Source organism: Lelliottia jeotgali, from assembly GCF_977070485.1.
Genome location: NZ_CDRVFO010000006.1, coordinates 189,472 through 213,032 on the forward strand (window position 1 = coordinate 189,472; position 23,561 = coordinate 213,032).

Consider the following 23,561-nt stretch of genomic DNA (forward strand, 5'->3'; position numbering starts at 1 on the left):
AATCAAACCAAATTCGAACCGCCCGATTTTTCTAACCTGGCGATGGTTTTGAGGTCCCTATCACGTAGCTGCTGCGCCTTGCCAGCCAACTCCGCAACCATTCCGTACACACCTTTAGCGCCATTTCGATTCCACGCTTCATCCGAAAGCGCATCCTGAATCAGGCGGCCATCGGCGGTTGGATAGAAAAGCACCCGATGCAGATACTGCGCTTCTTCGGCGTTAACTTGGCGCAACGCCTCAGTTAAAGCCGCAAGCCTCTCGGGAAAACCAGTGGCGGTTTTTCCAGTCCGCCAATTGTACACGGTCTGACGAGACACGTTGAAGATCTGCGCGATGGAGCTATCTGACAACTTGAAGTCGCTCCTAAGCTCCTCGATTAAGGCCGGCGCTACGTCTTCGGTAACATTGGCATCCTGGCTGGTGTCCACCTCGGTCCAGGCACCAGCATGCACGCCATGAAAGCTCATGCCTGCTGAGCCGATAAGTTGTGGATAGGGCAGGGAGGCAGTCCCAGGAGCGACTACTACCGAAACGGCCAGCATCGCTGTGAAAGCAATCGCCAATACAGGGTTTGCTGTCGTGCTACCTACACGCGGAGCAATTTCAGGGTTTTCCCAAGTAGAAGATCTGCTTACAGCAGCCCCGGTAGGATCAATCCATTGCCCATTCATTGCTGTAGTCATTTCGCCTTCCCCCAAACCTCAAAGGCATGATCTTTCGCGACTGTCCTAAAAGCAAAGTTAGCAGTCTTATGCAAACCGTCGAGTCTCGTGCAGATCTCCTCGGTTCCCAGTCGTTCGGCTAACTGCAGCGGCCAATGCGCATCCGTATCGAGAAGAGCACCATTTTCGCTAACAGGCACAAATGCACCTTGCAGAGGAGCACCATGCTTGGATGAATTCCTCGATTGCTTAGCAATTTCGAAAACCATGGCCGGCTCGACCAAATCTTCCGGTATCCACATACCAGTCTGCCGCCAGCATCTGATGTGCAGATACTCCGGATCTAGATGGTAGGTGGTAGTAGAGATTCCAAGCTGCTCCTTGGGGACTTTCCCATGCGCCGCTAGCTCATCGCATTTAAGTGGGAGCATGGCTTCCGGAAGGTAGTCGGCTAGGGTCTCACCTTCAGCTGGTTCAATTTTATCGACGTACCGCATCCCGATAGCGGTGATATCCAATGCACCTGCTTGCCCTACCAGCGCCTCAATGCACTCACGGAAAAGCGCTAAGTGGTTATCAAAATGAAGATAATTTGTGCTTTGCAGGATCATGTGATCCATGGCCAGCACGCACGCGTAGTCAGCATCCCGATTAAGGAACGCCCAAGAATTCGGTTCTCCGCTGTGCATCACCCCAGGCGGCACGCCCTTGACCATCTGGAAGAAGCCCGGGAGGCTCTGACGGATCGTGTGCTGAATGTCTGGGATCAGCTTTGGCAGCTTAAGAATCGGGGCAAATCTGATTACGCTCAACGCATAGATAAGCGGCGCCCTTGCTAAGACCCCTTCGCGTTCTGACATGTTAACTCCTCCACCGCGCCCAACGAGGGACCGGATTCTACATCATTTGACAAATCCTTTGACAAGAACTGTATAGCAGGGCCTTTCGATTTGACAAGCGGTCCCCGTGAGGGATGGAGTGCAGAAAACGCCTCCATCAGGAGCTTACTCGTCATTCCAGAAAAGCCTCTACAGACACCATCGCTAAGCCTCTGAGGAAGCACGAATTTTTAATCAGAGCTCTTCCTAGCAGTGAGAAGAAACTCAACGAATCGTCACCAGATAGCTCAATCCAGGGGAACGCTTGCTCTGATGGGGTGGTTCAGAAACGTGCTGTCTGGTCCAGATTTCTCATCTACGAAGAGCACGAAGAGCTCTTGGATCCAGAGTTTGAGGCCGTGATTGGCTGAATGGAGAGGTCGGAAAGAGGACGGGTGATCCAGTGAAGCACAAGCGCAGTCAGGAAGCTTGCGATGGTGTTCACTGAGATTGAGACGAGAGCATTCCGCATTTTGGAGAGTCCATTTTTTGAAGTGGACCTCTATTTAATGCGCATAAACTGTGTGTCACCACCACCCGCAGAAAATTTCGTCACGCCCCAGAATGGGAATTTGCATTCGGGGCGCACCACGATTCATCTCGTGCCAGAAGCCGCCTGCAGTGCAATCAATTGGCGAGCCAAGACTCGACTACCTCAGCGCCATACTCGTTTTTCCAGGCCTTAAGCGTACGCTGATTACCACCCTTGGTCTCAACAACCTCTCCGCTGTGTGGATTCTTGTAGACCTTTACTTCGCGTGGTTTCCGAGAGGTTTTTGGGGCCATATCAGTGGAAGCCACCGCTTGCGGATCGAGGATCAGCACCACTTGGCGCAGGCCGTAGCCATACTCGTTGAGCAAACTGCGCAGCTTCGTTTCAAATTCCATTTCCTGCTTCAGGGCAGAGTCATTTTTCAGCGCTTCCAGCTCCGCCAGTTGGGCTGCGAGCTGTTGTTCGAGCAGGCGGAATTCAGCGAGACGGGACATAAGATTCTCCAAAATGGGTTCGATGATTTTAGCAATCAAGAAAGAAAGCGTGCTAACTATCTTGATCCCACATGCCTGAATCGGCAATCACGAGGCTGAGCGATCGGTGTGGATAAAAACGTGATGGCTTCAGGATCGTCGATCTGGGCGGCTTCACTTGCGAGGTAATCGATCAGCTTTTTGCTTCTTACCCAAACGTACTGCCGGCAAGCCGCGTTTGGAATGGATGGCCCCGCAACGGGGCGAAACCTGGCCTCCCAAAGGTGCTTGAACGCCTCCCTGGTCGACTTCCCCAAATACACCGCAATCTCCGGTCCCAAGATATAGCCACGCCTGAATCTGTCGATGGCTTGAGGCTTAACCATCAATTGCGTACGCCGGCCTCGTTCGACAGCAGTGCTCCATAGCAGACCCAGTCGAACGAACGCGTATGCGCATTGTTCTTTGACGCCTAACAGCGCAGCAGCCTTGACTACCGACAGGCCGGGAAAGACCGGACTCTTGTTCTCAGCTCGGGCTTGTTGCCACGCTGCAAAATCTTGCGGCTTGAGTAACCACGCCCCTACCGCAACCGAGCCATTCTCAGCTGGGCCGTAAGCGCGAAGTTCACCTGCACGTATTGCCTGAACCAACTCGACCAACCCACCCCCCTTGGGCAGAGAATGCTTGGCCAAGTAGTTGATCGACACCAGGCTCTGGTCAGAGCTGGTAGGCAGCTTCTCATCAATCAATTCGTTGATCGAGCGGCAGTCAATCAGCCACCTTTCGCCTGGGCGCGGTTCTCCACCAAAGAACTGGAGGGTACCACCAGCTAGCAGCTGCCTAACCCGATTGCGACAGAGGCTTAGCAAAGTCGAGGTTTCTTTCATATCAGCCACGCCCTGGAGATGCTGCGAGATTGCCTTCAAATGATCCAGGTCCACGACCGTAAAGACTCGATCTTCATGGACCTTCTCCCGATAGGCGATTTGTCCCTCCTGATGAAGGCGTTTTATGACTGATACCCCGAGACCACAAGCTTCAGCAGCAGAATCGAACGACACCCAACGATGTCTCTCAATCGTCTCCTCACTCAAATTGCGATTTCGCTTCGCTAACGGTGCTTCCCACGCATGCTGCAGAAATGATTCGAACTCTCGACGAAGAAAGTCAAAACAAGAGTCATCCAGATCACGGTGGATGTCGTGGTATATCGGGCCGAACGATCTGCTGAGCGTCCAATGTTCGTTATCGGAATGGACTGCCTTGAGGCCACTCAGCAGTTCTCTGAATGCGAGAGGCCAGTTCATGAGAACCACGCCCGCCGCGTTTGCCATAAGCCGCGATATCTCTAGCGAACCCGAATCAGCAACCTTCAGCGGCTGGGTTCTTTCCGTAGGCAAACTTCTGACAGCGAGACGCGATGACAACTCGTGAAACTGTTCGTAGGTGAGGGCCGCCAATCCCGCGTCAGCTGGCAACGAGTCGGCGTAAAACCTATCTTCAAAGCCAGAGGTGAGCCAGGCGGCCGTATCACTCGCCGGCGCGATCTCAAAATTGGTCCCACTCAATGAGGTGCCACACGCTTGGCAACTATTCGCACTCATTGCGCTTGGATCGGTTTCCTTCAGACAGTTGGGGCACCGCCCGTGGAGTTCAGTGCCGTGGACAGAACACGTCGTAACCAGGGTCAAGCCCCAGCTTTCTCTCCAATAACCGGCTTCGCCCAAACAGATCGGACAGTAACGAGCGTGATGAGTCGTCCATAACTTGACCCCCTTGGGCCTTGGATCACGAAACTCAGCAGATACCGCAGGCCAGCTCAGTGGTCCTTCCATCATCTGCAGCCAGTCCGCAACATCGGTCTCGTCGGCTCGTGCAAAGGCGGTGAGCAGTTCCTTTCTGGGTAATCCGTTGGCTTTCGCCAGGCGCTGCAGGTACCCCAAAAGACTTTCGTCTTGGTGTGGTCGTGGGTTGATTAAAAGACCAAACATTCCTACACATCCATGAAATCGAAGACATAAAAATCAGGGGAGTAGAGCCGGGCCGATAAGCCCGGCCCTTGGCCGTCAGGTACTGCTCTCTTCGAACGTCTCAAACGGCTCCCGCTTCCCGAACAGAGGCTGGAAATTGAAGCTCGCACTGAAGGGGTTTCGATCCTCGGTGGCGTAGCTCCAAACCTCGTCTTCAAAAGCCTGGGCCAGCACAGGAAGTTCAATCCCGACAAGGTCCTGGACTTGAACCAGCCAAACAGCCCTGTCCACAATCTTGATGAGGTAGTCGATCAATCCATAGGAAGCCAGGTAGAAGCGTTTAATCATCGCTGGCTCTACAAAACTGATGGTTTGAACAGGCAGTTCGCCCTCGATTGCCTGCAACAACATCACGAAATGAAGAGACGTATTAGCGGAGAAGGTGAAGCGATCGTATGCCACCGTGGCCGAAAACCTGCGTCGCAGTTGCTCGTTTGCTAGCAGGAGATTTTCGGTGCGCTTCAGCCCAATCAGAACAAACGCGATACTGGTTTCATTCATCAGACTCTTGATCCAGTCTGCTGCCTCATACGCACCATTACGACGATAATCGACCAGGTGCTGCGCCTCATCGAGGACCAACATCTCCACGCCAAGGTTCTTCAGCAGCAGGACTACTCGCGCAAATTTAACCTCTGCCGAATGTCCTCGTGCCTCTGCGAAGGGATCCTTCAGCTCTGCCAAAATGGCTGCTGCCAGGTTCTTTTTGGTTGGAGACGAAGGCATCTCGACGAACAGAACTGTCCGCTTCTGTGGGTCATGGCTCTCCAATTCCTCCAATGACCGAATGTACTCCTTGACCAATGTGCTCTTGCCCACTCCGCTTGGACCTTGGATCAGCAACCCTTTACTTGCTCTGGTACGCCGACTATCGCCGTGGATATCGCCTAGTCGCGTCAACGCTCGCTCGACTTGAGGGCTGTGAATAAAACGATCGCGGAGCGTAAAGCTGTATTCACCATGCTCGTAGCATTCGTACAGATTGATGGCGTTCATGGCTTAGAACTCCCAGCAGGGCGACGAACCGAGACCTTGAAGGCTGCTGGCGGAATGTTAGGAATAGAGTCACCGGTCCATTCCACTTCAGCGAGTACCTTGGGTGGAGGCGTGCTTTCGGTCACTCGACCCTCCTTGTCGATTTTCGCTATGGCAGCTGCGCGTCGTTTTCTGAGCGTCTGCGAACGGCGGGCCTCGTCTGCATCTTCCATAATTTCCTGGTAGCACCTGTGCGTAGCCTCGAAGCTAGGCTGCTCATTATATTTTTCTCGCAGCGCTTTCTCGGCAGCCTTCCACACCTCCCTGCTCTTACCGGCCATTCGCTCATCTTTGGCGGGCACTTTGAAGAACAAGTTTCTGAAGCGGTCGTGAACCCAAACGTGCCCGGCTTCGTCTCGATAGCGGACGTTTACCTTTTCTCCGTCTGCCAAACGCATACGGAGCTCAGCAAGTTCCGTAGAGTGGTAGCCCACTTTGGCAACCTCGATGCCGTAATGGTGAACCTTCACCGAGGCCCGCTTGGCCAGAATGCACTCCAACGAGTCCAGGTCGACGGGAAGGCTGATGACATGGTTCGCCTCGCTAGTCCCCCAGACTTGAGCCGGTGTTCTGTTGTCCAGCCCCCGATGAGGAGTCTGGTGGTAACCATCGACGATCCATTTCACTACCACCGCCTCCAATTGAGGGAGCGTGAAACATGCATTCTTCTCCGAGTCGTAATCGCCACGCTGCTGGATATTCGAGAAGGTGGTACCCGGGAGGTTGTGGATAAGCCCCAGGTTCTGTGTGCTGAAAAAGCGTTCGACGGCACCTTTCCTTTGAGGGGCCCTTGAAGCGGGATACATGATCTCGATACCCAACTCGTTGAATCCCATGATGAGATCGCCCGCGTGAAATTCCGCTGCGTTGTCTGGGACTATTCGAGCCGGCAGCCCACGTGCCCACCATTCATTTCTCACTTTCGGAAAGCGCTTCAGCAATTCGGCTTTTGGACGGATTGAGCGTTCGATCACACGAAGCACGGTTTCCGTATTTGGCGCCGACAGGTGGAGCAAATATCCCATCACCATTCGAGAGAAGCGGTCGAGGACGATCGTCAGATAGGGGCGCCCAATGCACAGCCCCGAGGTTTCATCCACAAGCTGGACGTCCAACAAGGTGTGATCAATTTCCCAACGTTCCAAAATCTCATGGACACGTAGGACACCCGCCGCAACACGGTGCTTCTTGTCTGCTGCGTGTTTTCCGAGCCTCTCCTTATCCACAAGGTACGGATCCAGCTTGGCGATGTACCTTCGGACAGTCATTCCGCTTGGGATCTTGAGCTGATCCGAAGGCAAACGACTTTTGTTCCTCTCTTTTATCTGATCTTCGAATTCTGAAACGACCACGCTGACCGCTGGAATCGTATCCTGCAGGTAGGTTTTATTAATCACCCCTTCAAGAATAACTTCGAGCTCTCCCTGTATCGCGGCAGCCCGACCCTTTTTGGCATGCTGAGGGATAAGCTTTACTACGTTCTGGCCAATGTATTTGGCTGCCCAACGTCGAATAGTGGAAACCGAGGGTGCGCACGCATCCCCAATCTTTTTGGCGATATCTCTAAGTTTCTTGATCATGTCTTCGTCACCCGGTAGCTTGTATTTACCGCGCTTAGTTAGGTCGTCCAGATACTTGCGTCGACGCAATGCCTCATCTCCATGTTTTTTGGGGAAGCATGAAATATCTGGAGGGACGTTCCGCACATACGGAACCTTCCCAAGGTATGGCTGATCAGCGGAGATCTCGATCTCGCGCTTCTCGTAGGCCTCATAGAACTCCTTCTCGGATAGCTTCGTGGGCTCACCAAGCTCATCGAAAAAGAGCAGCTTCCGGTCAATAAGCCTCTTCTCAAGCACCATCAGTACGCCACGAACGATGACGACCAATTTCACCCTAAGGGAAAAGGTTTGCATGACGGTGCCCCCCTTGCAGGAAGACCGGGGAGTCAGTGTCAATTGACCTATCAAGGTCAATGCCCACCACCCCAAGGCCTAACAAGCGCCAGGCTTTCCCCTCACCAACCACGTAGAGCAGATCTGCAACGGTCATAGGCGGCCATTCGTTGAAGGTCGCCATTACCTCCTCCAACGCCTGATGCGAAAGCTCTGGACCGCGCCGGTGATACATCAGCCTTCTAAGATTGGTAGCCAGGGGTTCAGCTTCAATTAACTTTTCAGTGATCACCGAAAAGTTACGGGCAGTGGCGTTGAAGTAGCGCTCAGCGGCATCCAGTCGCTGCCTGACGCTGGCAATCTTCAGTCGGTCGTGAGGCTTCACTTCAAACCACCACTCGCGCCCATCCGCGAGGAAAACCTGTACGTCTGGGTAATATTTGAAGTAGCCCTGGAGCGATGGAACACGTTCCTCACTGGGCTGCGGGACGTAGCCGATGACCGCAGGAGACAGCTCAAGAAGCCGAAAAAGAGCGCCTTCGAGCTGGGACTCCCAGGGCACAGGCTTTTTATTTTTGAGCGATGGGAAGTAGCCGCGGTAATGGTTGGACCGCCGCGTGACCACCTTTCGTACTGTCATGAAACACCTCCGAAAATCTCGAAACGAGCGCCGACGCTGCGCCAAAAAATCAAGGCGCAGGGCGGGCGAAGTGAGGCCTTTCGACAGGCAACACTGTGCCGTCGAGTAACCTCGCTAAGGTCGAAAAAATGGGAGAGGATTGACAGTCGCTTCGAAAAAGCAGACATTGCGGGTTCTGAGGACGCAAGTCTGCTTCGCTAAGCGCGGTCAGTCCTCTCGGGATTGATCGCGTTTTTCTACATTTTCAGGTCTCCTTTTCTCTCATTGGTCATGACTCTCATGACTGATCAGAATCTAAAGCAATCGGCTTGCTCTCTTTATTTCTAAACGGCCACTTCGTGATCGCTGGAGCAATTTGGATCAGGTCTGAAGCTCTCGCTTCAAACAGCTGATTTGGCTGAAAATCTTCAGTGCAAAGCGGAAAAGTTGGTCATAGATCTTATTCCAACATCCCTTCGAAATCTACAAAAAATCCAAAATGGCAACTTCCACCAAATTCCATTTCCATACTAAATTGTTCAAATTAATACTTAACACGTACGCTTAATTAACTATTAAGGTGTTCAAATATTAGTTTTAAAGTCCTCTCAATCTCTCTGCTGCTCAGATCCGCCCGCCGACCCTCTCAGCACTTCCAGCGCCCCATCAAATCACTTCCTCAAATCCCCCCATCTGCATCATTTTCCAATGAGCGGAGTAGGGCGCCCCGGCAGGAATTCCAGGCAAAAAAAAGCCCGCGAAGGCGGGCTTGATGGTGACCGACAGGGGCCATGGTTGAAGCCCGGCCGGTCATCTATTTGTGAAAGCGTGCAGCTTTTCTGTGAACCTACAACCTGATCAGAAGTCCAGGTTAGAAACCGACAGCGCGTTGCTTTCGATAAAGTCACGGCGAGGTTCAACCGCATCACCCATCAAGGTGTTGAAGATCTGATCGGCGGCAATGGCGTCTTCGATGGTGACCTTGAGCATGCGACGTACAGTTGGGTCCATGGTGGTTTCCCACAACTGGTCCGGGTTCATCTCACCCAGCCCTTTGTATCGCTGGATGGTGTGACGCTTGGTGGTCTCGTTCATCAGCCAATCCAGGCCTTCCTTGAACTCGACGATCGCCTTGCGACGCTCACCGCGCTGTACGTAAGCACCTTCACCCAGCAGGCTCGACAACTTGGAGCCAATGTTGACCACCGTGCGATAGTCGTTGCTGCCGAAGAAATCGCGGTTGAAGGTGATGTAGCTGGCCAGGCCGTGCGAGGTGATTTCCACTTCAGGCAGCCACACATTGCGCTCTTTGTCCTCGCGCAGAGTGGCCTTGTACATCAGGCCAGACTTCTGGCTGTTGCTCAGGCGCTCCTGCAGTTTGGCCAACCAGTTCTCCATGACGGCATGGTCGCCCAATTGCTCCAGGGTAACTTCCGGCAGGTAGATGAAGTGCTCGGTCAACTCTTCCGGGTACAAGCGAGACAAGCGCTTGAGGGTCTTCATCACACCGCGGAACTCGTTGACCAAAACCTCCAGCTGAACGCCGGAAACGGCTGGCGCAGACTCATCCAGGTGCAGGCTGGCATCTTCGAGGGCCGACTGGGTCATGTATTCTTCCATGGCCTCGTCGTCCTTGATGTACTGCTCCTGTTTGCCTTTCTTCACCTTGTACAGCGGTGGCTGGGCAATGTAGATGTAGCCACGCTCGACCAGCTCTGGCAGCTGACGGAAGAAGAAGGTCAGCAGCAGGGTACGGATGTGCGAACCATCAACGTCAGCATCGGTCATGATGATGATGTTGTGATAGCGCAGCTTGTCGATGTTGTACTCTTCGCGGCCGATGCCACAGCCCAGCGCGGTGATCAGTGTGCCCACTTCCTGGGAAGAGATCATCTTGTCGAAACGTGCTTTCTCGACGTTGAGAATCTTGCCCTTCAGCGGCAGGATCGCCTGGGTACGACGGTTACGACCTTGCTTGGCCGAGCCACCTGCGGAGTCACCCTCCACCAGGTACAGTTCGGAAAGAGCAGGGTCCTTCTCCTGGCAGTCCGCCAGTTTGCCCGGCAAGCCCGCGATATCTAGCGCGCCTTTACGGCGAGTCATTTCACGCGCTTTGCGCGCCGCTTCACGGGCACGGGCAGCGTCGATCATCTTGCCGACTACCGCTTTGGCTTCGTTGGGGTTTTCCAACAGGAAGTCGGCGAAGTACTTGTTCATCTCCTGTTCCACGGCGGTTTTCACCTCCGAGGAAACCAGCTTGTCCTTGGTCTGCGAACTGAACTTCGGATCCGGCACCTTGACCGAAATGATCGCGGTCAGGCCTTCACGAGCATCGTCACCGGTGGTGGAAACCTTGTTCTTCTTGGCCAGGCCTTCCTGCTCGATGTAGCTGTTCAGGCTACGGGTCAGCGAAGAGCGGAAACCAACCAGGTGGGTACCGCCATCGCGCTGCGGAATGTTGTTGGTGAAGCACAGCAGGTTTTCGTTGAAGCTGTCGTTCCACTGCAGGGCAACTTCAACACCCACGCCATCTTCACGCTGAACGTTGAAATGGAACACCTGGGAGTTGACCGGAGTCTTGTTGGTGTTCAGGTATTCAACGAATGCACGCAGGCCGCCTTCATATTTGAAGAACTCTTCTTTGCCCGAGCGCTCGTCTTTCAGCAGGATGCCAACGCCAGAGTTCAGGAAGGACAGTTCACGAATACGCTTGGCCAGGATGTCCCAGCTGAAGTGAATATTCTTGAAGGTCTCAGCCGAAGGCTTGAAATGAATATGGGTACCGGTGGTTTCGCTTTCGCCCACAACGGCCATCGGCGCCTGTGGAACACCATGAACGTAGGTCTGCTCCCAGATCTTGCCGCTACGGCGAACGGTAAGCACCAGCTTTTCCGAAAGGGCGTTTACTACCGAAACACCTACACCGTGCAGACCGCCGGAAACTTTGTAGGAGTTATCATCAAATTTACCGCCCGCGTGCAGTACGGTCATGATGACCTCAGCCGCAGAAACGCCTTCTTCTTTATGCACGTCGACCGGAATGCCGCGACCGTTGTCGCGCACACTGATGGATTCATCCGTGTGGATAATGACGGTGATGTCATCGCAGTGCCCGGCGAGGGCTTCGTCGATCGAGTTGTCGACCACTTCGAAGACCATGTGGTGCAGGCCGCTACCGTCATCGGTGTCGCCAATGTACATGCCGGGACGCTTGCGCACGGCATCCAAACCTTTCAGCACCTTGATGCTTGAAGAGTCGTACGTTTGATTTTCGCTCATGCCTTCACTCCCGATGGTCGTGGGTCTGGGTGATACGGCCTTGTTCCACGTGGAACAAAGCAACTGGCGTTTCCGTCTGCCAGCCTTCCCTCAGTAATTCGTGATCTACACAGGTGATGAACACCTGGCAGCGTAATTCTTCTAGCAAGCGGCACAGTGCACGGCGATGCTGGTCGTCCAACTCGGACGGCAAGTCATCCACGAGATAAATACAGTGGCCGCGGCGAGCCTGGCTAACGAGATGGCCTTGGGCAATGCGCAGAGCACAGACCACCAGCTTTTGCTGACCACGCGACAGGATGTCGGCTGCGTTATTGGCAGCCAAACGAAGACGCAGATCAGCACGCTGCGGACCGGCCTGGGTATGGCCCATCTGCTGATCGCGAAGGAGAGAGGAGGCGAGTACTTCGTTGAGTTCCCGGTCCTTGTCCCAGCCTCGGTAGTAGCTAAGGGTCAACCCGTCCAGCTCGACCAGTTCGCTCAGGGTTTGCTCGAAGACGGGCTTCAAGGCCTTGATGTAGTTGCGACGGTATTCATCTATTTCCGCGCTGGCCAGGCACAATTCCCGGTCCCAGGCGGCTTGCGAAGCTGGGTCAAGTGTACCATGCCGCAACCATGAGTTCCGCTGCCGCAACGCCTTCTGCAGACGCTGCCAAGCTGGCATGAAGCGAGGTTCCACGTGGAACACTCCCCAATCCAGAAACTGGCGACGGATCTTCGGTGCGCCTTCAAGCAACCTGAAACTGTCTGGGTTGATGAGCTGCAGGGGCAGCAGTTCTGCAAGCTGCGCGGCGCTCTTGGCATTCTGCCCATCGATACGGATAGTGAAGTCGCCCGCCCGCTCACGCGACACACCCAAGTTGCTGGTGCCACCCTCGCTCAACTGTACTTCGCCAAAAACCGTGCACGCTGCCTGCTCGTATTGAATGACCGGATTCAGACGGGTACTGCGAAACGATCTGGCCAACCCGAGCAAATGCACGGCTTCCAGCACACTGGTCTTGCCGCTGCCGTTGGCGCCGTAGAGGATATTGATGCGGGGGGAGGGTGAGAGGGTCACCGGGTGCAGGTTGCGCACCGCGGTGACCATGATACGTCGAAGGGACATTTGGCCTGCTACAGGTTACAGGCGCATCGGCATGACAACGTAAGACGAGTCGTCATTGCCGGCTTCCTGCAGCAGAGCACTGCTATTGGAATCGGAGAGAATCAGGCGAACCTGTTCCGTTGTCATCACGCCCAATACGTCTAGCAAGTAGCTGACGTTGAAGCCGATCTCCAGCGATGCGCCGTCATAGTCCACGCTGATCTCTTCTTCCGCCTCTTCCTGTTCAGGGTTGTTTGCCTGAATTTTCAACTGGCCGGCAGCCAACTGCAGACGAATACCGCGGTACTTCTCGTTGGAAAGGATTGCGGTACGGCTGAACGCTTCGCGCAAGGCCTGGCGATCGCCGATGACCAACTTGTCACCACCCTTGGGCAGTACACGCTCATAGTCAGGGAACTTGCCATCGACCAGCTTGGATGTGAAGGTGAACTCGCCTGTGTTCGCACGGATGTGGTGCTGGCCCAGGACGATGCTGACCATGCCTTCCGGGTCGGTTAGCAGGCGCGCCAGTTCGAGGATACCTTTACGTGGGACGATGACCTGATGACGCTCATCCTGCTCGATGGCTGCGCTCATGGAGCACAGCGCCAGACGATGCCCATCGGTAGAAACGGCACGCAGGGTATTACGCGACACTTCCAACAGCATACCGTTGAGGTAGTAACGTACGTCCTGCTGAGCCATGGCGAAGCTGGTGCGCTCGATCAAACGACGCAGTTTGCTCTGCTCAAGGTTGCAGGTCAGCGAACCTGGGCCTTCTTCCACAGTGGGGAAGTCGTTGGCTGGCAGGGTCGACAGGGTGAAACGGCTACGGCCGGCCTTGACCAACAGCTTCTGTTCGTCGACCTTGATATCGATCAGAACGTCGTTCGGCAGGCTTTTGCAGATGTCCATCAGCTTGCGCGCCGGGACAGTGATTTCGCCAGGCTCGGCCGGCTCTTCCAGTTGGACGCGGCCTACCAGTTCGACTTCCAGGTCGGTACCGGTCAACGACAGCTGCTGGCCTTGCACGACCAGCAGTACGTTGGACAGGACCGGCAAGGTCTGACGGCGCTCGACGACACCGGCGACCAGTTGCAGGGGTTTCAACAGGGCTTCGCGTTGAATGGTGAAATGCATGGTCTAGTCCCTTGCCTTCAATTAGCTGCGCTGGCGGCCATCAGGTGGTGAGCGTGCGCAGCAGGTTCTTGTAGTCCTCGCGGATGTCCGCGTCGGATTCCTTCAGTTCGTTGATCTTGCGGCAAGCGTGCAGCACGGTGGTGTGGTCACGGCCGCCAAACATGTCGCCGATCTCCGGCAGACTGTGGTTGGTCAGCTCTTTGGACAACGCCATGGCCACCTGACGCGGGCGCGCTACAGAGCGCGAACGGCGCTTGGACAACAGATCGGAGATCTTGATCTTGTAGTACTCGGCAACGGTGCGCTGAATGTTATCCACACTCACCAGCTTGTCTTGCAGCGCCAGCAGGTCCTTCAGCGACTCGCGAATCAGCTCGATGGTGATGTCGCGGCCCATGAAGTGCGAGTGGGCGATGACGCGCTTCAATGCCCCTTCAAGCTCACGTACGTTGGAACGAATACGCTGAGCGATGAAGAAAGCGGCATCGTGCGGCAACTCGACCTTGGCCTGGTCCGCCTTCTTCATCAGGATCGCCACGCGAGTCTCCAGCTCTGGCGGTTCGACAGCCACCGTCAGCCCCCAGCCGAAACGCGACTTCAGTCGCTCTTCCAGACCTTCGATTTCCTTCGGGTAGCGGTCACTGGTGAGAATCACCTGCTGGCCACCTTCGAGCAATGCGTTGAAGGTGTGGAAAAACTCCTCCTGAGAACGCTCCTTGCGGGCGAAGAACTGGATATCGTCGATGAGCAACGCATCGACCGAACGGTAGAAGCGCTTGAACTCATTGATCGCGTTGAGCTGCAACGCCTTGACCATGTCCGCGACGAAGCGCTCGGAATGCAAGTACACCACCTTGGCATTCGGGTTCTTCTTCAGCAGATGGTTACCCACAGCATGCATCAAGTGCGTTTTACCCAGGCCCACGCCACCGTAAAGGAACAGTGGGTTGTAGCCATGCTTCGGGTTGTCGGCAACCTGCCAGGCTGCTGCCCGGGCCAACTGGTTCGATTTACCTTCGACAAAGGTTTCGAAGGTGAACGTACGGTTCAGATAACTGGTGTGCTTGAGCGCACCCTCCACCTGAACGTTGCGCTGTTCGGTACGACCCGCCGCGACAGGTGCAGGAGCGCTGTCAGCCATCGAATCATAGCTGTCTCGCGACGACGCCTCGGCCATGTCGGAGGCCTGCGCAGGTTCAGCAGTGGGCACCGAGACCGGGTCAGCAACAGCCATGACTGGCGCGGCTGCTGGCTGCGCGTGGGTCTGCGCAAGGGACGCAGCCATTGCAGCGCTGACCGGGGCATTGGGCGCGGCCCGCGGTGCGGAGCTGCGACGGCTACCTATTAATAAGGAAAGGGCAGGCGCGATGCCGCTACCGTTCTCACCCAACAGTTCGAGCAGACGGCCGAGGTACTTTTCATTCACCCAATCGAGAACGAAACGGTTAGGCGCATACACGCGCAACTCGTCGCCTTCGGCTTCGACCTGTAGCGGACGGATCCAGGTGTTGAATTGCTGGGCAGGCAGTTCATCGCGCAGAAGCTCCACGCACTGCTGCCAAAGTTCCACTGACACGGATATCCCCTGAGTTTGAAAGCCGGATGAGGCAAAAACAAACGGCCATTGTACCGGTCAAGCGATCACTTATCCACATGTGGAAACATTATGAGCCATGGCAAAACAGCCATTTAGCGACCAAAACGACGCTGGCGAGCTGTGAATAAGCTCTGTGGATAACCACCCATAAGGGCTATGCACAACCCTGGGCTGAACCCTGTTGATAAGTCACCTGTGGATAATAGGCCTTTTCATCCACAGGCTGTACGCAGGCCCAGCACAAGCGCAGCACGGGTTGTGGACAATGTTTCAGAACGCTGAACAGCCCGTGATTATTAGCCTCTAGGAGGTTATCCACAGATACTTATCCACCTAAGATTTATAAGTTATTTAGAAAAGCTTTTTATATGTCTCTTCTTTTTTTAGTTTTTGTCATCCGTTTGCCTTCCCGATCAGGCCCCCCCCGCTCGATCGCTCAAAGCACCTTCCATAAGGAAAGGCTGGTTGGAAATTGACCTATTGGCTTGCTTTCTCTAGAATCGCCGATCTCTTAAAAAGGGGGCCATTCCGGCCCGTTGTCGACAAACCAGGTAACACGCCATGAAACGTACTTTCCAACCAAGCACCATCAAGCGCGCTCGCACCCACGGCTTCCGTGCCCGTATGGCTACCAAGAACGGCCGTGCTGTTCTGTCGCGTCGTCGTGCCAAAGGCCGTAAGCGTCTGGCCATTTGATCTTTCGGCAAAGGTGGTGAGTCAGGACTTCAGTCGGGAAAAGCGACTGCTTACACCCCGGCATTTCAAAGCGGTCTTCGACTCCCCAACCGGCAAGGTTCCAGGGAAAAACCTGCTGATCCTTGCTCGCGAGAACGGTCTCGATCATCCACGCCTTGGCTTGGTGATTGGCAAGAAGAGCGTCAAGCTTGCCGTTCAACGCAATCGCCTCAAGCGCTTGATGCGCGATTCCTTTCGTCTGCACCAGCAAATGCTCGCTGGCCTGGACATAGTGATCGTCGCGCGCAAGGGATTGGGTGAGATAGAAAACCCGGAATTGCACCAACACTTTGGCAAGCTCTGGAAACGCCTGGCGCGCAGCCGGCCCACTCCAGCGGCTAACGCCGATTCCGCAGGGGTAGACAGTCAAGATGCGTAAACTGGCACTCGTTCCGATCCAGTTTTACCGTTACGCCATCAGTCCTCTGATGGCCAGCCACTGTCGTTTCTACCCCAGTTGCTCCTGTTATGCGTTGGAAGCCATAGAAACCCATGGCCTCTTGCGTGGCGGGTGGCTAACCGTTCGTCGCCTGGGGCGTTGTCATCCGTGGAACGACGGCGGTTTCGATCCCGTTCCCCCCGCGCCTTCCTCCCGAACTTCTTCGATAGCCGAGTAATCATGGATATTAAACGCACGATCCTGATCGCCGCCCTGGCAATCGTGTCCTACGTCATGGTCCTGAAGTGGAACGATGACTACGGCCAGGCTGCCTTGCCGACTCAGAATACTGCTGCCAGCACTGTTGCTCCGGGCCTGCCCGATGGCGTACCGGCCGCTAACAACGGCGCCAGCGCCGATGTACCGAGCGCCAACGCCGAGTCGAGCCCTGCCGAACTGGCACCTGTTGCGCTCAGCAAGGATCTCATCCGGGTCAAGACCGATGTCCTGGAACTGGCTATCGATCCAGTCGGCGGTGACATCGTCCAGCTGAACCTGCCGAAGTACCCGCGTCGTCAGGATCATCCGGACATTCCGTTCCAGCTGTTCGACAACGGTGGCGAGCGCGTATATCTGGCCCAGAGCGGCCTGACCGGTGCCAACGGCCCGGATGCGCGCTCCACTGGCCGGCCGCTGTACGCCGCAGAGCAGAAGTCCTTCCAGCTGGCTGATGGCCAGGAACAACTGGTGGTCGACCTGAAGTTCAGCGACAACGGTGTGAACTACATCAAGCGCTTCAGCTTCAAGCGCGGTGAGTACGACCTGTCCGTCAGCTACCTGATCGACAACCAGAGCGGCCAGGCCTGGAGCGGCAACATGTTTGCCCAGCTCAAGCGTGACGCCAGTGGTGATCCGTCCTCGAGCACCGCCACCGGTACTGCCACCTACCTGGGTGCTGCCCTGTGGACAGCTGGCGAGCCGTACAAGAAAGTGTCGATGAAGGACATCGACAAAGGTAGTTTGAAAGAAAATGTGTCTGGCGGCTGGGTTGCCTGGCTGCAGCACTACTTCGTAACTGCCTGGATCCCTGCCAAGTCGGACAACAATGTCGTCCAGACCCGCAAGGACAGCCAGGGCAACTACATCATCGGCTACACCGGCCCGGCCATCAGCGTACCGGCTGGCGGCAAGGCCGAAACCAGCGCCATGCTGTACGCCGGCCCGAAGATCCAGTCCAAGCTCAAGGAACTGTCCCCAGGCCTGGAACTGACCGTCGATTACGGCTTCCTGTGGTTCATCGCCCAGCCGATCTTCTGGTTGCTGCAACATATCCACAGCCTGCTGGGTAACTGGGGCTGGTCGATCATTGTCCTGACCATGCTCATCAAGGGCCTGTTCTTCCCGCTGTCGGCCGCCAGCTACCGCTCGATGGCGCGCATGCGTGCCGTAGCGCCGAAGCTCGCCGCGCTGAAGGAACGCTTCGGTGACGATCGCCAGAAGATGTCCCAGGCGATGATGGAGCTGTACAAGAAAGAGAAGATCAACCCGCTGGGTGGATGCTTGCCTATCCTGGTACAGATGCCTGTGTTCCTGGCCCTGTACTGGGTGCTGCTGGAAAGCGTAGAAATGCGCCAGGCCCCATGGATGTTGTGGATTACCGACCTGTCGATCAAGGATCCTTTCTTCATCCTGCCGATCATCATGGGCGCGACCATGTTCATCCAGCAGCGCCTGAACCCGACGCCGCCGGATCCGATGCAGGCCAAGGTGATGAAAATGATGCCGATCATCTTCACCTTCTTCTTCCTGTGGTTCCCGGCTGGCCTGGTGCTGTACTGGGTTGTGAACAACTGCCTGTCGATTTCGCAGCAGTGGTACATCACCCGCCGTATCGAAGCAGCGACCAAAAAAGCTGCTGCTTGACGGGCTACTGCGCTAGCCTGTGAATAAAAACGCCCCTTCGGGGGCGTTTTTGCTATCTGTCGTTTTTGTCGTAGAGGCTTTCGAGCATGAACACTGTGCGTGAAACCATCGCTGCCATCGCAACCGCACAAGGACGTGGGGGGGTGGGCATTGTCAGGTTGTCCGGCCCTCTGGCGGCCAAGGCTGGCCAGCTCATCACCGGGCGCACACTGACGCCGCGCCATGCCCATTACGGCCCATTCCGCGACCAGGAAGGGCTGGTGCTGGATGAAGGTATTGCGCTGTTCTTCCCCGGACCCAACTCGTTCACCGGTGAGGACGTGCTCGAATTGCAGGGGCATGGTGGCCCGGTCGTACTGGACATGCTGTTGCAACGCTGCGTGCAGGTGGGTTGCCGCCTGGCCCGCCCGGGTGAGTTCAGTGAGCGGGCGTTCCTCAACGACAAGCTCGACCTGGCCCAGGCCGAAGCGATTGCCGACCTGATCGAAGCCAGCTCCAGCCAGGCAGCACGCAACGCCCTGCGCTCGTTGCAAGGGGAGTTCTCCAAACGTGTGCACAGCCTGACTGAAGCACTGATCGCACTGCGGATCTATGTCGAGGCAGCGATCGACTTCCCGGAGGAGGAAATCGACTTTCTTGCCGATGGCCACGTCCTGTCGATGCTCGACTCAGTGCGTGCCGAGTTGTCCACAGTGCAGCGTGAGGCCGGGCAGGGTGCGCTGCTTCGTGATGGCATGACGGTAGTGATCGCCGGCAGGCCGAATGCAGGCAAATCGAGCCTGTTGAATCAACTGGCCGGTCGTGAGGCGGCAATCGTCACCGACATCGCAGGTACGACGCGGGATATCCTGCGTGAACATATCCACATCGATGGTATGCCGCTGCACGTCGTCGATACGGCCGGTTTGCGCGACACCGACGACCATGTGGAAAAGATAGGCGTCGAGCGCGCACTCAAGGCCATAGGCGAAGCCGACAGAGTGTTGTTGGTGGTCGACTCCACCGCCCCTGAGGCCAGTGATCCGTTCGCCCTGTGGCCGGAGTTTCTTGATCAAAGGCCTGATCCGGGCAAGGTCACACTGATTCGCAACAAAGCCGACCTCAGCGGCGAACCCGTAGGGCTGGAACAGTGCGATGACGGTCATGTAACCATCACCTTGAGCGCCAAAGGCGACGATCAGGGCCTGCTGCTGTTACGCGATCACCTCAAAGCCTGCATGGGTTATGAACAGACTGCAGAGAGTGGCTTCAGCGCACGCCGGCGGCACCTTGATGCCCTGCGCCAGGCCAGTGCTCATCTGGAGCACGGTCGTGCGCAGTTGACCTTGGCGGGGGCTGGAGAGCTTTTGGCTGAGGACCTGCGCCAGGCTCAGCACGCGCTGGGGGAGATCACGGGCGCGTTCAGTTCGGATGACCTGCTGGGGCGAATCTTCTCGAGTTTCTGCATCGGTAAGTAGTTTTTAGCTAAACCATTCACGACGCCGCTCTTCATCGAGCGGCTTTTTTTTGCCTGAGATTTGAGTTTCGGGCTTCTCAGACAGGGCTCGTAGGTGCAGATTTTTAATCAACAGCCTGAAAAAATCACTCATGAGCCCTGTGGAAAAGTCGGCTTCAGCTCCGTTGATAACCAGCCTTTTTTTCTGAGGACAACCTGCCCTGTGGGTAAATAGGCATTTAATCCACAGGCTAAAGCCGGTTATCCATAGCCCTCATGGCACTCCAGCCACAGGGTTTAATTTCCTTCTACACATTGAATCTAGAGGGATACAGAACGTTATCCACAGATTCGTTGGTGTATAAGAATAAACATAAAAACAAAGCTTTTTTAAATTTCTTCTCTCTAATTTCTGTTATCAGCCATTCATCCACAGCCTGGTCAAAATTTGCGCAAAAGGTTTCTTTAGAGGGGGTGAAGTCCCTATACTTGTCCGCTTACCTTCTCTATTCGCAAAAACAGGCACGAGGTGCGTGGTGGATTTCCCTTCCCGTTTTGAAGTGATCGTCATCGGCGGCGGCCATGCCGGTACCGAGGCTGCGCTTGCGTCTGCACGCATGGGTGTGAAAACCCTGCTGCTGACCCATAACGTGGAAACCCTCGGTCACATGAGCTGCAACCCGGCCATCGGTGGCATCGGTAAAAGCCATCTGGTCAAAGAGATCGATGCGCTCGGCGGTGCCATGGCACTGGCCACTGACAAGAGCGGCATCCAGTTCCGCGTGTTGAACAACCGCAAGGGCCCGGCTGTTCGCGCCACCCGAGCACAGGCCGACCGCGCCATCTACAAGGCCGTGGTTCGCGAAATCCTGGAAAACCAGCCAAACCTGTGGATATTCCAGCAGTCCTGTGATGACCTGATCGTCGAGCAAGACCAGGTCAAAGGCGTGGTTACCCAAATGGGGCTGCGGTTCTTCGCCGATTCCGTGGTGCTCACTACCGGCACTTTCCTGGGTGGCCTTATCCACATCGGCCTGCAGAACCATTCCGGCGGCCGCGCTGGCGATCCACCGTCGATCGCCCTGGCCCACCGCATGCGTGAACTCCCGCTGCGCGTCGGTCGTCTGAAAACCGGTACACCTCCGCGTATCGACGGTCGTTCGGTGGACTTTTCGGTGATGACCGAGCAGCCGGGCGACACACCAATCCCGGTCATGTCGTTCATGGGCAACGCCGCGATGCACCCGCGTCAGGTCAGCTGCTGGATTACCCACACCAATGCGCGTACCCACGAAATCATCGCTTCGAACCTCGACCGTTCGCCGATGTACTCGGGCGTCATCGAAGGTGTCGGCCCGCGTTACTGCCCGTCGATCGAAGACAAGATCCATCGCTTTGCCGACAAGGAAAGCCATCAGGTGTTCATCGAGCCGGAAGGCCTGACCACCCATGAGCTGTACCCCAACGGTATTTCCACCTCGCTGCCGTTTGACGTGCAGCTGGAGCTGGTGCGCTCGATTCGCGGCATGGAAAACGCCCACATCGTGCGCCCGGGCTATGCCATCGAATACGACTACTTCGATCCGCGTGACCTCAAGTACAGCCTCGAGACCAAGGTCATCGGTGGCTTGTTCTTCGCTGGCCAGATCAACGGCACTACCGGTTACGAAGAAGCCGGCGCCCAAGGCCTGCTGGCCGGTACCAACGCCGCACTGCGCGCGCAGGGCCGGGAAAGCTGGTGCCCGCGCCGTGACGAGGCGTACATCGGAGTGTTGGTCGACGACCTGATTACCCTGGGTACCCAGGAGCCGTACCGCATGTTCACTTCGCGGGCCGAATACCGGTTGATCCTGCGCGAAGACAACGCCGACCTGCGCCTGACCGAGAAAGGTCGTGAGCTTGGTCTGATCGACGACCAGCGCTGGGCCGCGTTCTGCGCCAAGCGTGACGGCATCGAGCGTGAGGAACAGCGCTTGAAATCGACCTGGGTACGCCCGAATACACCGCAGGGCCAGGCCGTTGTGGATAAGTTTGGTACTCCGCTGAGCCACGAATACAGCCTGCTCAACCTGCTGGCGCGACCAGAAGTGGACTACGCCGGGCTGATCGAAGCGACCGGCGGCGAACAGATCGATCCACAGGTTGCCGAACAGGTCGAAATCAAGACCAAGTACGCTGGCTACATCGATCGTCAGCAGGACGAGATCGCTCGCCTGCGCGCCAGCGAAGACACCTGCCTGCCTGTGGATATCGACTACACCTCGATTTCCGGCCTGTCCAAGGAAATCCAGGGCAAGCTCGGCCAGACTCGGCCGCAGACGCTAGGCCAGGCTTCGCGTATCCCTGGCGTGACTCCAGCGGCAATTTCCCTGTTGTTGATTCATCTGAAAAAACGCGGCGCTGGCCGCGAATTGGAGCAAAGCGCTTGAGTTCCCTGGTCACCCCGCAACACGCTGAAGAGTTGTCCACAGGTGCACGCCAGCTCGGTGTCGAGCTGAGCGCCGAGCAGCACGAAAGGCTGCTTGGCTACCTGGCCCTGTTGATCAAATGGAACAAGGCCTACAACTTGACCGCCGTGCGCGACCCGGACGAGATGGTTTCGCGCCATCTGCTCGACAGCCTCAGCGTCATGGGTTTTATCCACCCCGATCGCGACAGCTGGCTTGATGTCGGCAGCGGCGGTGGCATGCCCGGGATTCCGTTGGCTATCCTGCATCCGCAAAAACGCGTAACTGTGCTGGACGCCAACGGCAAGAAAACCCGCTTCCTCACCCAGGTGAAGATGGAGCTGAAACTGGACAACCTCACGGTTATCCACAGCCGGGTAGAAGCCTTCCAGCCAGCACAGCCGTTCAGCGGCATCATCTCTCGCGCCTTCAGCAGCATGGAGAACTTCACCAACTGGACCCGCCACTTGGGCGACACCGGGACGCAATGGCTTGCAATGAAGGGGCTGCATCCTGCCGATGAACTGGTAGCATTGCCCGCAGACTTCACAGTGGAAAGCGAGCAGGCCCTGACCGTTCCAGGTTGCCAGGGCCAGCGCCATCTGCTGATACTGCGCCGCAAGGCATGACTGGGAACACACGCAACAATGGCTAAGGTATTCGCAATCGCGAACCAGAAAGGTGGAGTGGGTAAAACCACCACCTGTATCAATCTCGCCGCATCGCTGGCTGCGACCAAGCGTCGTGTGCTGCTGATCGACCTCGATCCGCAGGGCAACGCCACCATGGGCAGCGGTGTGGACAAACACGAACTCGAACACTCGGTCTACGACCTGCTGATCGGGGAATGCGACCTTGCCCAGGCCATGCACTACTCCGAGCATGGTGGCTTCCAGTTGCTGCCTGCCAACCGCGACCTGACTGCCGCGGAAGTGGTGCTGCTGGAAATGCAGGTCAAGGAGAGCCGCCTGCGCAACGCCCTGGCGCCGATCCGCGAGAATTACGACTTCATCCTCATCGATTGCCCACCGTCGCTGTCGATGCTGACGCTCAATGCCCTGGTCGCCTCCGATGGCGTGATCATCCCGATGCAGTGCGAGTATTACGCACTGGAAGGTCTCAGCGACCTTGTGGATAACATCAAGCGCATTGCCGCCCGTCTGAACCCGGAGCTGAAGATCGAAGGGCTGCTGCGCACCATGTACGACCCGCGTCTTAGCCTGAACAACGATGTATCGGCGCAGCTCAAGGAGCACTTCGGCGAGCAGCTTTACGATACCGTCATTCCGCGCAACATCCGCTTGGCCGAGGCACCGAGCTTTGGCATGCCGGCGCTGGCCTACGACAAGCAATCGCGTGGCGCACTGGCCTATCTGGCCCTGGCCGGGGAACTGGTTCGCCGTCAACGCCGTCAATCACGCACTGCACAAACAACTTAAGGAATCCGC

Annotated in this window: 19 protein-coding genes; 8 read left to right on the plus strand and 11 right to left on the minus strand. The window is 56.2% G+C overall.

From position 1 onward, the window contains the following. Nucleotides 1–2 precede the first annotated feature (2 nt). From ACW4TB_RS11305 to dnaA, 11 genes are all read right to left on the minus strand, one after another. On the minus strand, nt 3–686 hold the full coding sequence (locus ACW4TB_RS11305) for a transcriptional regulator (RefSeq protein WP_126404318.1): 684 nt from the start codon (nt 684–686) through the stop codon (nt 3–5). Then, nucleotides 683–1,525: a TIGR04255 family protein gene (locus tag ACW4TB_RS11310; RefSeq protein ID WP_010951432.1), complete on the minus strand. Its 843-nt coding sequence runs from the start codon at nt 1,523–1,525 to the stop codon at nt 683–685. Before ACW4TB_RS11310 ends, ACW4TB_RS11305 begins: the two co-directional genes overlap by 4 nt. A 645-nt stretch (nt 1,526–2,170) precedes the next feature. Then, complete coding sequence (locus ACW4TB_RS11315; protein ID WP_010951431.1) at nt 2,171–2,530, minus strand: histone-like nucleoid-structuring protein, MvaT/MvaU family; 360 nt, start codon at nt 2,528–2,530, stop codon at nt 2,171–2,173. 56 nt (nt 2,531–2,586) lie between these two features. Continuing rightward, the gene (locus tag ACW4TB_RS11320; protein WP_010951430.1) at nt 2,587–4,503 is read right to left on the minus strand and encodes a TniQ family protein; all 1,917 of its coding nucleotides are present in this window, start codon (nt 4,501–4,503) and stop codon (nt 2,587–2,589) included. Between the two features lie 75 nt (nt 4,504–4,578). After that, on the minus strand, nt 4,579–5,538 hold the full coding sequence (locus tag ACW4TB_RS11325; RefSeq protein WP_010951429.1) for a TniB family NTP-binding protein: 960 nt from the start codon (nt 5,536–5,538) through the stop codon (nt 4,579–4,581). Next, nucleotides 5,535–7,493 carry a DDE-type integrase/transposase/recombinase gene (locus tag ACW4TB_RS11330; RefSeq protein ID WP_016497347.1) on the minus strand — a complete coding sequence of 653 codons (1,959 nt, stop codon included), beginning with the start codon at nt 7,491–7,493 and terminating at the stop codon, nt 5,535–5,537. The genes ACW4TB_RS11325 and ACW4TB_RS11330 overlap by 4 nt, the downstream gene beginning before the upstream one ends. Further along, the gene (locus ACW4TB_RS11335; RefSeq protein WP_011953077.1) at nt 7,474–8,112 is read right to left on the minus strand and encodes a TnsA endonuclease N-terminal domain-containing protein; all 639 of its coding nucleotides are present in this window, start codon (nt 8,110–8,112) and stop codon (nt 7,474–7,476) included. Before ACW4TB_RS11335 ends, ACW4TB_RS11330 begins: the two co-directional genes overlap by 20 nt. A gap of 837 nt (nt 8,113–8,949) precedes the next feature. Continuing rightward, nucleotides 8,950–11,370, minus strand: coding sequence for a DNA topoisomerase (ATP-hydrolyzing) subunit B (gyrB, locus tag ACW4TB_RS11340; RefSeq protein WP_046786790.1), 2,421 nt, complete (start codon nt 11,368–11,370; stop codon nt 8,950–8,952). Nucleotides 11,371–11,374: 4 nt separating this feature from the next. Continuing rightward, the gene (recF, locus tag ACW4TB_RS11345; RefSeq protein WP_455842972.1) at nt 11,375–12,460 is read right to left on the minus strand and encodes a DNA replication/repair protein RecF; all 1,086 of its coding nucleotides are present in this window, start codon (nt 12,458–12,460) and stop codon (nt 11,375–11,377) included. Nucleotides 12,461–12,493: 33 nt separating this feature from the next. Next, nucleotides 12,494–13,597, minus strand: coding sequence for a DNA polymerase III subunit beta (gene dnaN, locus ACW4TB_RS11350; protein ID WP_012312006.1), 1,104 nt, complete (start codon nt 13,595–13,597; stop codon nt 12,494–12,496). Between the two features lie 40 nt (nt 13,598–13,637). Next, a complete protein-coding gene (dnaA, locus tag ACW4TB_RS11355; RefSeq protein WP_279932453.1) occupies nt 13,638–15,173 on the minus strand; it encodes a chromosomal replication initiator protein DnaA in 1,536 nt (511 codons plus the stop codon). A gap of 582 nt (nt 15,174–15,755) precedes the next feature. Between dnaA and rpmH the strand changes: the two genes are divergently transcribed. The 8 genes from rpmH to ACW4TB_RS11395 all read left to right on the plus strand — a co-directional run bounded on the left by rpmH (nt 15,756) and on the right by ACW4TB_RS11395 (nt 23,552). Further along, nucleotides 15,756–15,890, plus strand: a complete 135-nt coding sequence (gene rpmH / locus ACW4TB_RS11360; protein ID WP_003253163.1) for a 50S ribosomal protein L34 — start codon at nt 15,756–15,758, stop codon at nt 15,888–15,890. 16 nt (nt 15,891–15,906) lie between these two features. Then, nucleotides 15,907–16,308 (plus strand): ribonuclease P protein component, encoded by a 402-nt coding sequence (gene rnpA / locus ACW4TB_RS11365; RefSeq protein ID WP_196997242.1) that lies wholly within the window; start codon nt 15,907–15,909, stop codon nt 16,306–16,308. Further along, nucleotides 16,301–16,546: a membrane protein insertion efficiency factor YidD gene (gene yidD / locus ACW4TB_RS11370; RefSeq protein WP_080516506.1), complete on the plus strand. Its 246-nt coding sequence runs from the start codon at nt 16,301–16,303 to the stop codon at nt 16,544–16,546. The genes rnpA and yidD overlap by 8 nt, the downstream gene beginning before the upstream one ends. A gap of 2 nt (nt 16,547–16,548) precedes the next feature. Further along, nucleotides 16,549–18,231 (plus strand): membrane protein insertase YidC, encoded by a 1,683-nt coding sequence (gene yidC / locus ACW4TB_RS11375; protein ID WP_012316956.1) that lies wholly within the window; start codon nt 16,549–16,551, stop codon nt 18,229–18,231. Between the two features lie 86 nt (nt 18,232–18,317). After that, a complete protein-coding gene (gene mnmE / locus ACW4TB_RS11380; RefSeq protein ID WP_115273205.1) occupies nt 18,318–19,688 on the plus strand; it encodes a tRNA uridine-5-carboxymethylaminomethyl(34) synthesis GTPase MnmE in 1,371 nt (456 codons plus the stop codon). 514 nt (nt 19,689–20,202) lie between these two features. After that, nucleotides 20,203–22,095, plus strand: a complete 1,893-nt coding sequence (mnmG, locus tag ACW4TB_RS11385) for a tRNA uridine-5-carboxymethylaminomethyl(34) synthesis enzyme MnmG (protein ID WP_012316954.1) — start codon at nt 20,203–20,205, stop codon at nt 22,093–22,095. Beyond that, nucleotides 22,092–22,742 (plus strand): 16S rRNA (guanine(527)-N(7))-methyltransferase RsmG, encoded by a 651-nt coding sequence (rsmG, locus tag ACW4TB_RS11390; RefSeq protein WP_254466893.1) that lies wholly within the window; start codon nt 22,092–22,094, stop codon nt 22,740–22,742. Before mnmG ends, rsmG begins: the two co-directional genes overlap by 4 nt. An 18-nt stretch (nt 22,743–22,760) precedes the next feature. Next, complete coding sequence (locus tag ACW4TB_RS11395; protein ID WP_012316952.1) at nt 22,761–23,552, plus strand: ParA family protein; 792 nt, start codon at nt 22,761–22,763, stop codon at nt 23,550–23,552. Nucleotides 23,553–23,561: the final 9 nt, after the last annotated feature.